The organism is Luteococcus sp. Sow4_B9 (genome assembly GCF_052116585.1).
GTDB lineage: Bacteria > Actinomycetota > Actinomycetes > Propionibacteriales > Propionibacteriaceae > Luteococcus.
The window spans coordinates 1-11884 of record NZ_JBQKKT010000041.1 but is presented as its reverse complement, the minus strand read 5'-3'; the positions used below and the strand labels follow the sequence as shown (position 1 = coordinate 11884).

At 68.9% G+C, this 11884-nt stretch carries 10 protein-coding genes; 2 read left to right on the top strand and 8 right to left on the bottom strand.

Annotated features, from left to right (window positions below):
- Positions 1–160: 160 nt before the first annotated feature.
- The 4 genes from ACTQ49_RS14650 to ACTQ49_RS14635 all read right to left on the bottom strand — a co-directional run bounded on the left by ACTQ49_RS14650 (position 161) and on the right by ACTQ49_RS14635 (position 4252).
- Complete coding sequence (locus ACTQ49_RS14650) at positions 161–1201, bottom strand: hypothetical protein (protein WP_441828574.1); 1041 nt, start codon at positions 1199–1201, stop codon at positions 161–163.
- A complete protein-coding gene (locus tag ACTQ49_RS14645) occupies positions 1198–1857 on the bottom strand; it encodes a metal-dependent transcriptional regulator (protein ID WP_441828576.1) in 660 nt (219 codons plus the stop codon). Before ACTQ49_RS14645 ends, ACTQ49_RS14650 begins: the two co-directional genes overlap by 4 nt.
- Before the next feature lie 69 nt (positions 1858–1926).
- Positions 1927–3069 carry an N-acetylglucosamine-6-phosphate deacetylase gene (locus ACTQ49_RS14640; RefSeq protein ID WP_441828573.1) on the bottom strand — a complete coding sequence of 381 codons (1143 nt, stop codon included), beginning with the start codon at positions 3067–3069 and terminating at the stop codon, positions 1927–1929.
- A gap of 202 nt (positions 3070–3271) precedes the next feature.
- On the bottom strand, positions 3272–4252 hold the full coding sequence (locus ACTQ49_RS14635; protein ID WP_441828572.1) for a hypothetical protein: 981 nt from the start codon (positions 4250–4252) through the stop codon (positions 3272–3274).
- Between the two features lie 210 nt (positions 4253–4462).
- Here ACTQ49_RS14635 and ACTQ49_RS14630 point away from each other — a divergent pair, with 210 nt between their 5' ends.
- Positions 4463–5155: a hypothetical protein gene (locus ACTQ49_RS14630; RefSeq protein ID WP_441828571.1), complete on the top strand. Its 693-nt coding sequence runs from the start codon at positions 4463–4465 to the stop codon at positions 5153–5155.
- Positions 5156–5186: 31 nt separating this feature from the next.
- Here ACTQ49_RS14630 and ACTQ49_RS14625 read toward each other — a convergent pair whose 3' ends face one another.
- Both ACTQ49_RS14625 and ACTQ49_RS14620 read right to left on the bottom strand, forming a co-directional pair.
- Positions 5187–8597, bottom strand: coding sequence for a pyruvate carboxylase (locus ACTQ49_RS14625; RefSeq protein WP_441828570.1), 3411 nt, complete (start codon positions 8595–8597; stop codon positions 5187–5189).
- Positions 8598–8741: 144 nt separating this feature from the next.
- Entirely contained in the window at positions 8742–10154 is a 1413-nt protein-coding gene (locus tag ACTQ49_RS14620; protein WP_441828575.1) for an NCS2 family permease, read from the bottom strand.
- A 197-nt stretch (positions 10155–10351) separates the two neighbouring features.
- On the opposite strand from ACTQ49_RS14620, the gene ACTQ49_RS14615 reads away from it, so the two are divergent.
- On the top strand, positions 10352–10603 hold the full coding sequence (locus ACTQ49_RS14615; protein ID WP_441828569.1) for a DUF2530 domain-containing protein: 252 nt from the start codon (positions 10352–10354) through the stop codon (positions 10601–10603).
- A 4-nt stretch (positions 10604–10607) separates the two neighbouring features.
- Here ACTQ49_RS14615 and ACTQ49_RS14610 read toward each other — a convergent pair whose 3' ends face one another.
- Positions 10608–11405, bottom strand: coding sequence for a DUF3027 domain-containing protein (locus tag ACTQ49_RS14610; RefSeq protein ID WP_441828568.1), 798 nt, complete (start codon positions 11403–11405; stop codon positions 10608–10610).
- On the bottom strand, positions 11405–11788 hold the full coding sequence (locus ACTQ49_RS14605; protein WP_441828567.1) for a cold-shock protein: 384 nt from the start codon (positions 11786–11788) through the stop codon (positions 11405–11407). The genes ACTQ49_RS14610 and ACTQ49_RS14605 overlap by 1 nt, the downstream gene beginning before the upstream one ends.
- Positions 11789–11884: the final 96 nt, after the last annotated feature.

Here is an 11884-nt window from a genome sequence, read left to right as displayed (position 1 = left end):
ACGCCGACAAAACGCATGAACGCCACGAAGGCAAACACCCTACGAGTCAGACGACTGGTGATCAGGATCCAACCACCGCGACACATCGCGGTGCCACCACCCTGACACTGACTCCACCCTAGTCAGCCGGAGCGCGACGCACCCGTGCGAGTGGGTCCTGTCACTCCCTGGCGCGGCGGAGGGCCGCGATGATGTCGTCGCCGATCTCGTGCAGCAAGGTCCCGGGACCGATCGGACGGCCCGCCACGGTGGAGAGCAGCGCGCTGAGGCCGGGGAGCGCCTCGTCGGGGTCCGTGGAGCTGGCGTCGATCAGCGGATTCTCACCGTCGGGCCACTGGGTGGTCAGCTTCTCCCAGGTGCGCAACCAGCCATTGGAGATCTCCGCCACCGACGGGACACCGAAGAAGTGCCCCACGGGAGCATGGTGGCGCAGGGCCACCACCGGGCTGTCCAGGTAGATCAGGGCCAACCTCAAGCGGGCATCCAGGTCGCGGCGGCTGGCACGGCTGCCCTCCAGCGCCCAGCCACACGGATTGGGGCAGGTGGGCCCGACGTCGGGACGCTCCCCGGCCTCGATGGTCTGGTGGTTCATGGCACACACCGCCAGCGTGTCGCCCAGCCGGGAGTGGAATTTGTCCAAGTAGCTGGTGAATCCCACCTGGTCACCCTGGGCGGCGTTGACGGCTCGCTTGGCGGTGGCGCGCATCGCGGAGTTGTGGGGACACTCGGGATCATCGGTGCCCCACCGTTCACCGACGGCGCCGGCCAGCTGCAGTGGGTCCCCGCCATGCCCCAGACGTCCCTCCCAGGCCAGCTGGCACAGGTACTCACCGATCAGGTGGGCCGTCACCACGACGCTCTGGGGCTCCCCGCGTTCTGCCCGCAGGTTCAGCACCTCCAGCATCAGTTCGTAGAGCGGCACCAGCGAACCCAAGGCGCCTCGGTTCTGGTCTCGGGGCCCGTGCGGAAATCCGCTCGCCGCCAGCCGCGGAGCCCAACGGCGATCGGCGACGGCCGGCACCAGCACGTCGAAGTCCTCCGCGTCCAGTGCCAGCACGCGCTGGGCCACTCCGGCCAACAGGTGCGCCTCCAGGATCGCCGGATCATCGTCCCCGTCGCGGACCCGCCGTGCGAGCATCGAGAGCGCAGCGTCGTACCAGTGCTGCTCGCACAGCGAGATCAGCGCCGAGGCTGGGATCATGCCCGCCCCACGAAGAGACCTGCAGCGACGGTCAGGGGGACCTCACAGCTCAGTTCGCCGCGCTGCAGGATGACGGTGGAACCCTGCTTCGTGGCGGTCATCTCGGTGCCGGGCTCGACGCCCATCTGGGCCAGCACCGCCAGGGTTTCCGGATCGGCCTGGACGTGCTCGCTCATCCGGCGCAGGACCATCCGCTTCTCCTGGGCGGTGGCCACGGAGGCCAGCGACACCACCCCGTCGCGGAAGGAGTCACCGTCGGCGCTCCCCCCGAGTGCCTCCCGACCGGGGATCGGGTTGCCATAGGGCGACTCGCTGGGATCGGACAGGATGGCCACCAGGCGGCGCTCCACGTCGTCGGAGATCACGTGCTCCCAGCGGCAGGCCTCGTCGTGGACCAGCTCCCACTCCAGCCCGATCACGTCGATCAGCAGGCGTTCGGCCAGGCGGTGCTTGCGCATCACGGCCACGGCCAGGTCCTGACCCTCGTCGGACAGTTCGATCCGGCGGTCGTCATGCACCCGGAGCAGGCCGTCACGTTCCATCCGGGCCACGGTCTGGGAGACCGTCGGCCCGCTCTGGTGCAGACGTTCCGCGATCCGGGCCCGGAGTGGGACGATGCCCTCCTCCATCAGCTCGTAGATGGTCCGCAGATACATCTCTGTGGTGTCGATCAGCTCGTTCACGGCTGCAGTGCTCCTCGGGACAGGTCTTCGGGGCCCATGATGTCAACAGTTCGGTCGGTCTAGCCATTCGCCGCGACGCATGACGGCCTGCAGATGCCCCAAGTCGTCCAGTTGGCAGAAATCGGCCCAGGCACCGCGGCGCAGGTGCCCCACCTCATCCAGGTGGTGGACGCGGGCCGGGTTGGTGCTCGCCATCAGGGAGACCTGCTCGATCGGGTATCCCGCCTCCACCAGGAAGGCGAAGGCGCGGTCCATGGTGAGGGTGGATCCGGCGATGGCACCGGGCGTCTCGTCCAGATTGAGCACCCGGGCAATGCCGTTGGTGACGTCCACGGGCATGGCGCCCAGCTGGTAGCGGCCGTCGGCATGCCCGCAGGCGCTCATCGCGTCGGTGACCAGGGCCACCCGTTCACCACGGGACGCGTTGACCGCCAGCCGGATCACCTCCCGGTCCACGTGCACGCCGTCGCAGATCAGCTCCACCGTCACCCGCGGGTCGTTCAGCAGGACGGGAATGGGGCCCGGATCGCGGTGACTCATGCCGCGCATGGCGTTGAACAGGTGGGTGGCCACGTGCATGCCGGCCTCGATCGACTCCCGGGTCAGGTCGGTGTCCGCATCCGTGTGCCCGAAGGCGGCCATGATTCCCGCCTCCCGCAACCGGACGGTGGCCTCCAGCGCGTGCTGCCGCTCCGGGGCCAGGGTGACCATCTTCACCGCACCATGGGAGGCGCGGATGATCTGCTCGATGACGTCATCGTCGGGATCCTGCAGCAATTCCCCCGCGTGCGCGCCCTTGCGCAGTTCGGCGAGGAAGGGGCCCTCGATGTGGATGCCGCCGAGCTCTCCGGACTCCACCAGCAGCCGCAGCCGCTCCACGTGCTCCAGCAGGGTCTCCACCGACGACGTGACCGTGGAGGCGAAGACGGTGGTGCTGCCGTGCATCCGGTGGTGCAGGATGGCGCGCAGCACGTGGTCCATGTCAGGATCGGTGAAGTCGGCCCCCGCTGCCCCGTGGCAGTGGGTGTCGACGAAACCGGGCACCACCCAGCCCTCCAGCAGGACGGCATCGGGATGGATGCCGTCCTCCACCGCGGTGATCCGGCCCTCGTCGATGACCAGGGTCCGCTCCGCTGCCGGCCCCTCGCCGATGACCATGCGTGCGCAGGCGATCCGGTGCGTCATCCTGTCCTCCTGGAGCCGGGGAGCCACGATGCCCCAGGCGGGACTCGTCGGTGAATTCACGACGCCGGTGCTTCGGCGCCTTGCCGGCGCACGGGTGCGTCACGTGCAGCTTAGGCGCTGGGCGGGGAATGCAGCAGTCCTCACGTGCCGAAGGATTACCCTGACAGCGAATACCCCAGGGGGGTCGAGCCGGCTCCGGAGGTCAGCGCTTCAGCGCGACCACAGCTCCGGAGGCGATCGAGATCAGAGCAGCGGCGGCCAGTGCCCACAGGGTGCCCTTGTTCTGGGCCGCGGCCCCGGTGCCCTCGTCGGCCTTGGCCGATACGGTGGCCGACGGGCTCGCGCTGGTCTGGCCCGTGGTCGGGGTGGCTGGCGCGTCGGGCAGGGCCAGTGGCGTCGTCGGCAGGGGGACCCTGCTGAAGGAAACCGGCTTTTGCAGCCCGGAGAGCACCAGTCCCGTCCCGCTGAGGGCAGGCGCCAGCGCGTAGCCCTGGTCCTTGGCCGCCACGGCCGCGGCCGCGGTCTCGCTCAACTCATAGGGGTCGTAGACGTGCACCCCGGAGAGGGTCCTCAGCACCATGCGGGTGCCGTCGGCCGTGAAGCTGGCGTCGGTCACATTGGCCGGGGCATCGGCGACGCGGGTGAGCTGGTTGGGCGTGCCCCCGCTGGCCAGCTGGGCCGGGGCGCGGTAGATCCCGGGCTCGGCACCGCGCGTCACCAGGTAGAGCCGCCCCTTGGGGCTCACCATGAGGGCCCCGGCGTCTCGAGCACCATCCGGATAGGTCAGCGTGTAGTGCCGGTGCGCGGCGGTGCTGCCATAGCCCAGATCGCCGATCCGGTAGACATTGACCGAGCTGCGCTTCTGGTCGGGGTCTCCGATGTCACCGATCCAGACACGGCCGTCGCGCATGGACAGGGCCTCGACGTCGACGGGCTTTCCTGCGTAGCGCACGTGCCCCTGGGTCTTGCCGTCGGGGCCGACGGCGGTGATCCGTGGCGTGGTCCGGTCCGCGATCCAGTAGACCTGACGCGTGGTGTCGCTCGCCATCCCGGTCACCTCCGTGACCGATGAATCCGTGCTGAAGTCTGCCCGGGCGACGCCCACCGGACCCGCCGCCAGGGCGACGACGGCCAGGCCGGCCAGCACGGGGCGATGAAGCCCGACGGTCTTGCGGTCCATCACGATCTCCATCCTCGCCGACGTTGCATCAGCGCAGCACCGCTCCGAGCACGACCAGCAGCACGAGGATGCCCAGCACCCCGGAAACGACCATTCGACGCGACCTCGGATTCACGTCGTCCAGAGTATCCACCCCGTGACCCGGCCGCGGTCCGGCGCGACCGCCCCCACCGCCCCCTGTCCCGTCGGCGAGTCATCGACTAGCGTGAGGCCATGGGTGAGGCACGGCTCTACGCGATCTCCATCAATGAGGTGCGTGACATGTTCGGCGCCACGGCCCCGGTGGCCGGGATGCTGCGCCGCATCTCCGCGGAGAGCCTTCGCACCTACCGTCCGCAGGAAGCAGCCCAACCGGGCGCCGACGCTCAGCGCGGAGGCCGCGGCATGCTCAACCGTCTGGGGCCGCTGTTCAAGCGGCCCGCCCACGCTCCGCTGGTGCCCCATGGCTCACCCCTGCCGTCCGATGTCGAGACGCTCATCGCGGGGCGGTTCGTCGCACCGGAACGGCTCGACGCGTCGTGGGAGCTCGTCGATGGGTGGCTCTCGCACCGGGCCTTCGGCCAGCACCGTCTGGAGCGCACCGGCCAGCAGCTGGAGCAGTTGGAATTCGAGCTCACCCGGGCCGGACTGCCCAGCCAGTACGGGATCGGCAAGCTGATGGCGCTCGACGCGCAGATCCCCTTGCGACCCTCCCCCGGGATGACCGTGGGCTACTGCAAGCACGCCCATGTGCTGGCCACCGCCAAGGCACTCGACGCCGTCCTGCCCGAGGTACTGCCCGAGAGCCACGCCCGAGCTGCCGATCTGGCGGTCTTCCTGGGCCGCTTCCAGGAATGGGGCGGGGCCGCCCGCACCAGCGGACGGCCCCAACCAGACCTCTTCGTGATCCTCGACGGCAGGGTCTGACCCCCCAGCGCAGCTCGACCTCCAGGAGCAGTCAGCGCGGCTCCACCTCCAGGAGCAGGTCGCCACCCTCCAACTGGGTCGTGGACTGCACCACCACACGCTTGACGGTGCCACCCACCGGGGTGGTGATCGCCGCCTCCATCTTCATCGCCTCGATGGTGGCCACCGTCTCGCCGGCCGCCACCTGCTGACCCGCCTCAACCGTCACGGTGACGGCCCCGGCGAAGGGCGCCGCCACATGGCCCGGATTGGACTTGTCGGCACGCTCCACGGCAGCCATCTCCGCCTTGACCGAACGGTCGCGGACCCGGACGGGACGCAGCTGCCCATTGAGTAGGGCGTGGAAGGTGCGCTTGCCCTTCTTGTCCGCCTCGCCGATCGCGTCGAGCTCGAAGAGCAGGCTGACGCCCTTGCCCAGCTCCACCTTCTGCTCCACCCCGGGCTTCAGGCCGTACAGGTAGGGCAGGGTCGGCATGGCGGACAGGTCACCGTAGGTCTCGCGATAGGTCTCGAAGTCCTTCGTCGGCCCGGGGAAGAGGAGCCGGTTCAGCGTCTCCTGGCGGGTGCGGCCGGGCTCGGCCAGCAGCGCCAGGTCTTCCTGGGGCACCTCGGTGATGCGCGGTGGGGTCCGACGCCCCTCCAGGGCCTTCGAGCGGAAGGGCTCGGGCCAACCGCCCTCCGGCTGCCCCAGCTCCCCGTTGAGGAAGCCGATCACCGAGTCCGGGATGTCGAACTTCTGCGGGTCGCGCTCGAAGTCGGCCGGATCCGCCCCGACGGCAACCAGGTGCAGCGCCAGGTCACCAACCACCTTGGAGCTGGGGGTCACCTTGGTGGGACGGCCCAGGATCTTGTCGGCCGCGGCGTACATCGCCTCGATCTGCTCGAACTGCTCCCCCAGCCCCAGCGCGATGGCCTGCTGACGCAGGTTGGAGAGCTGGCCGCCGGGAATCTCGTGGCTGTAGACACGTCCCGTCGGCGCCGGCAGACCGGACTCGAAGGGGTGGTAGACCTTGCGCACGGCCTCCCAGTAGGGCTCCAGCTCGGTGACGGCCCGGGGATCGAGCTTGGTCTGGTACGGCGTGTTGGCCAGCGCCATCACCAGCGCGGAGGCCGGTGGCTGGCTGGTGGTGGCGGCCATCGGTGCGCTGGCGACGTCGACGATGTCCACGTCCACCCGGATTGCCTCCAGCAGCGTCGCGAGCTGGCCGCCGGCAGTGTCGTGGGTGTGCAGCGCCAGCGGGATGTTCCCGAACTCCTCGCGCAGGGCGGTGACCAGCTTCACGGCGGCCGGCGGACGCAGCAGACCGGCCATGTCCTTGATCGCCAGGATGTGCGCACCGGCATCCACGCACTTGCGAGCCAGCTCCACGTAGTAGTCCAGCGTGTAGATCTTCTCCGCCGGATCATTCAGGTCACCGGTGTAGCACAGGGCGACCTCGGCGACGGCGGTTCCGGTCTCCAGTACCGCCTCGATGGCCGGGCGCATCTGCTCCACGTCGTTCAGCGCGTCGAAGATGCGGAAGACGTCCACGCCCACGGCCGCGGCCTCCTGCACGAAGGCCTTGGTGACCTCCGTCGGATACGGGGTGTAGCCGACGGTGTTGCGGCCCCGCAGCAGCATCTGCAGCAGCGTGTTGGGCATCGCCTCACGCAGCTTGGCCAGGCGCTCCCACGGATCCTCCCCCAGGAAGCGCAGCGCCACGTCATAGGTGGCTCCGCCCCAGCACTCCACACTGAACAGTTCCGGCAGCATGCGGGCGTAGTAGGGGGCGACGGTGAGCAGGTCACGGCTGCGCACGCGGGTGGCCAGCAGGCTCTGGTGCGCATCGCGGAAGGTGGTGTCGGTCACCTCGACGCCCTGCTGCTCGCGGATCGCTCGGCTGAAGGCCTCCGGTCCCAGCTCCAGCAGCCGCTGGCGCGGACCGGCGGGAGCAGGGCCGGACAGGTCGATGCCAGCTGGCAGCTTCTCCGCCGGATCCATGCTGGTCAACGGTTCGCCATTGGGCTTGTTGATCGTCACATCGCCCAGCCAGCGCATCATCTTGGTGCCACGGTCGGCCGGCGTGCGGGCCGTCAGCAGGTAGGGACGCTGGTCGATGAAGCCGGTGGAGATGACGCCCGTCTGGAAGTCGGGCTCGTCCAGGACGGCCCGCAGGAAGCCGATGTTCGTGCTCACACCGCGGATGCGGAACTCGGCGAGGGCACGACGAGCGCGGTTGATCGCGGTCTGGAAGTCACGTCCGCGGGCGGTCATCTTGACCAGCATCGAGTCGAAGTGCCCGCTGATCTCCACGCCGGTGGCCACCGTCCCGCCGTCCAGGCGGATGCCGGCGCCCGAGGCCGAGCGGTAGGCGGTGATGGTTCCGGTGTCGGGGCGGAACTGGTTGGCGGGATCCTCGGTGGTGATGCGGCACTGCAGCGCAGCACCCCGGATCTCAAGGCTGTCCTGGGACAGGCCCAGGTCCGTGAGGCTCTCGCCGCCGCAGATACGCATCTGCGACTGCACCAGATCCACGTCGGTGATCTCCTCGGTGACCGTGTGCTCCACCTGGATGCGCGGGTTCATCTCGATGAAGTGGTGCTCGCCCGCCCGCGGCCCCTCGGTCTCGACGAGGAATTCGACGGTGCCGGCGCAGGAGTAGTTGATCGACTCGGCGAACTTCACGGCGTCGCGGCACAGGGCCTCGCGCAGCTCGTCGCTGATGTGCGGGGCGGGGGCGATCTCGATCACCTTCTGGTGACGACGCTGGATCGAGCAGTCGCGCTCGAACAGGTGCATCACATGGCCCTGCTGATCGGCCAGGATCTGCACCTCGATGTGCCGGGGGCGTCCGACGGCCTGCTCCAGGAAGACGGTGGGATCGCCGAAGGCGCTCTCGGCCTCGCGCATGGCGGCACCCATCGCCTCGGCCAGCTCCTCGCGGCTGTTCACGCGGCGCATGCCACGGCCACCACCGCCTGCAACGGCCTTCACGAAGACCGGGAAGCCGATCTCGTCGGCCTGCTGGGTGAGCCACTCCACGTCGGTGGACGGATCACAGGAGCGCAGCGTGGGAATCCCCGCCGCCTTGGCGGAGGCCAGGGCGCGCACCTTGTTGCCGGCCAGTTCCAGGACCTCCGGCGGCGGGCCGATGAAGGTGATCCCGGCATCGACGCAGGCCTGTGCCAGATCCGGATTCTCGCTCAGGAAGCCGTAGCCGGGGTAGATCGCATCGGCACCGCAGTCCTTCGCGACGCGGATGATCTCGTCAATGTCCAGGTAGTTGCGCACCGGGTGGCCGGGCTCGCCGATCTGGTAGGACTCGTCCGCCTTGAGACGGTGCTCCGAGTTCCTGTCCTCGTAGGGGTAGATGGCAACGGTCTTCAGCCCCAGCTCGTAGGCGGCGCGGAAGGCGCGTACGGCGATCTCGCCGCGATTGGCAACCAGCACTTTGGTGAACATGGATCCAACATATCGCCCCCACGTGTGAGAAAACTCACTTGATTCAACGGGTGGAATGACGAGGGCCGGGCACCCAACGGTGCCCGGCCCTGGAACCGGCCCATCCGACCGGAGACTCACGTCCGGGCACGATGGTACTACCGGTCAGTCCAACAGGCTCATCAGGATGCCCTGGGCGAAGTAGACGACGAAGAGTGCCGAGACTCCCCACAACAGCGGGTGCACCTGCTTCGCCTTGCCCTTGATCAGCTTGATCAGGCAGTAGACGATGAAGCCGGCGCCGATGCCCACGCTGATCGAATAGCTGAAGGGCATCAGCACGATGGTCAGGAAGGCGGGGATGCCGTCCTCCACGTCATCCCAGTTGACGTGCGCCACCTGGCTCATCATCAGGTAGCCGACGAAGGCCAGCACCGGGGCCGCCGCCTCCGACGGGATCATGTCCACCACCGGCGTCACGAAGATGGCGAGCAGGAAGGCCAGACCGGTGACCACCGAGGCCAGACCGGTGCGGGCGCCCTCACCCACACCCGCGGAAGACTCGACGAAGGAGGTGTTGGAGCTCACGCCGCCCAGACCACCGGCCATCGCCGCCAGCGAGTCCACCAGCAGGATCTCCTGCAGGTGCTCGGGATTGCCCTTCTCGTTGAGCAGATTGCCCTCCTGACCGATGGCCACGACCGTGCCGACGGTGTCGAAGAAGTCGGCCAGCAGCAGACTGAAGACCAGCAGGAGCAGCCCCAGGAAGATCTTGAGGTCGAAGTGACCATTCGGGCTGAAGGCCCCCAGCATGTCCACCTTGCCCAGGGTGCCCAGGCTGGGGCTGGCAAAGTCGGACAGGCTGGGCAGGCTCGGCACGTTCAGCGCCCACCCCGTGGGGTTCTTGGAGCCGTCGGGCTGGAAGGTGGGACCCACCGTGGCGAGCGCCTCGACGATGACGGCGAGCACCGAGGCACCCAGGATGGAGATCAACATGGCACCACGCACCTGGCGCGTGTACAGCACCACCAGCAGGATGAAACCGGTGAGGCACACCGCGATGGGCCAGCCCATCAGCGACCCGTTGATGCCCAGCTCGACGGGCGGCGAACCCGCCGGCTTGCGCACCACGCCTGCATTGAGCAGCCCGACGAAGGTGACGAACAGGCCGATGCCGACGCTGATCGCGGTGCGCATCGCGGGTGGCACCGCCCGGAAGACCGCGGTGCGCACCCCCGTCACCACCAGCGCGGTGATCAGCAGACCCTCCCAGACCACCAGTCCCATCGCCTGTGGCCACGTCATTTGGGGTGCGATCGCATAGGCCAGCATCGCATTGAGGCCAAGGCCCGCGGCGATCGCCAACGGGTAACGGCCCCAGGCGCCCATCAGGATCGTCATCAGGCCGGCGACCAGTGCCGTGCCGGCAGCCACCATCATCTTGGTGTCCGCCACGGCGGCCCAGTCCACCTGGGTCCTCGCGGCGTCGAGGTATTTGGGCATGCCGGACAGGAGGTTGCCGTTCTTGTCCGCCTCCGAGCCGATGATGATCGGGTTCAGGGCGATGATGTAGGCCATCGTGAAGAAGGTGACCAGGCCACCCCGCACTTCCTGCCCCACGCTGGATCCTCGACGAGTGATCCCGAACCAACGGTCGAGGGCGCCGTTGGGGGCATGACTGGGTTGACCGGACGGCACGTCAGTGGCCGGCCGGGAATTCTTCGTGACCATGGCGTCATGGTATTGCCCGTTGCCCCAGACCTAGACTCGGGTCCATGAGCGCACCCGACGGTCAGCGAGAGCACCACTTCGTGCAGGCACCCATCCGACCCCTCGACGAGGACGGCGTGCAGGTGGCCCGGATCGGCACCGCCCTGTGGGTGCTGGCCACCGTCGTCCTGGCGCTCCGGCTCGACCAGTTGCGTGAGCGAGGGCAGGACTGGTGGCTGTGGGTGGGCGTCAGCGGCGTGGCCCTGGGACTGGTGGGCATCTGGTGGTGCTCACGCCGTCGCGCCCGCCGCAGCTGAGACCTCAGTCGAACAGGTTGTTGTCGATCCCCAGGGTGTCGTGGACGGGCTCATCCAGCTCGACGCCTCGTTCCTCTGCCACCACGTCGGAGTGTCCCCCACAGCCGTGCTCCACGGAGACGACGCTCGCGTCGAAGGGCGAGAACTCGTTGGTGCAGGCGCCGAACATGGTGCCCAGGCTCCCCTGCAGACGCACGAAGTAGCCACAGCTCACACAGGCCGCGGGAGCCAGCCGGCTGGACTGGTTGTCGGCGCCGGCTTCTCCCGCCTGCCACCGCTCCGCAGCCACGGCCCGGCCATGCTGGGAGAGGACGCGTTCGCGCCCCAGACCCAGTTCGGCGACCACCGCGCGCGTGGCCGACCACTCGGCGGGGTCGGCGTCGGCCGCGAGTTCGCCGCCGGTGAAGCCCGGCTCCAGCCGAGGGTCATTGTCGGGGGTGGGCAGCAGGGTGCCCGGGGCCACGTCGCCGGCCTGGATGCGATCACTCCACGGAACCCATCCCGGGGCCCGCAGCGCCTCGTCGCCGGGCAGCAGCACGATCTCGTTGACCGTCGCGACGCGGGCGCGGGAGGCCCGGACCATGGTCACGGCCCAGCGCCAGCCGCGGTAGCCGGGGTGCGGGCAGTCGAACAGGTGCGTGACGACGCGATCCGCCTCCGCGACGGCACCCAGGTACTCACCCACGCCGAAGTCGGCGGCGTGCTCGACGGCTGCCTCGCGGGCAGCATCCACTGCCGCGGCGGTGACGGCGTCCAGCTTGGGGGCCTTGGGGGCCTTGGGGGCGCTGCTCCGGGCGGCCATCACAGCTCCAGCTCGTCGGCAACCTTGCGCAGCATCATGGCGATCTGCTTGGCCTGACGGGGCTCGGGGTGACGTCCGCGACGGTAGCCATTGCCGATGCCGTCGAGCAGCTTGATCAGGTCCTCCGTGATGACGGCCATCTGCTCGGGCTTCTTGCGGGCCGCCTTGGACAGCGACGGCGGCGTGTCGATCAGTCGCACGCTCAGCGCCTGCTCACCCCGCCGACCCTCGATGATGCCGAACTCCACCTTCTGGCCCGGCTTCAACGAGGTGACTCCCTCGGGCAGCACGTTGGCGCGCACGTAGACGTCGCCGCCGTCCTCCTTGGACAGGAAGCCAAAACCCTTCTCTGCGTCGTAGAAACGCACCTTGCCGATGGGCACTTCATCCTCGCTCAGTCGTTGTCGTCCGTACCGATGGGCACGGGTTCATAGAGAATAACCGGCCCGGGGGGGGGGGGGGGGGGGGGCGGGGGGGGG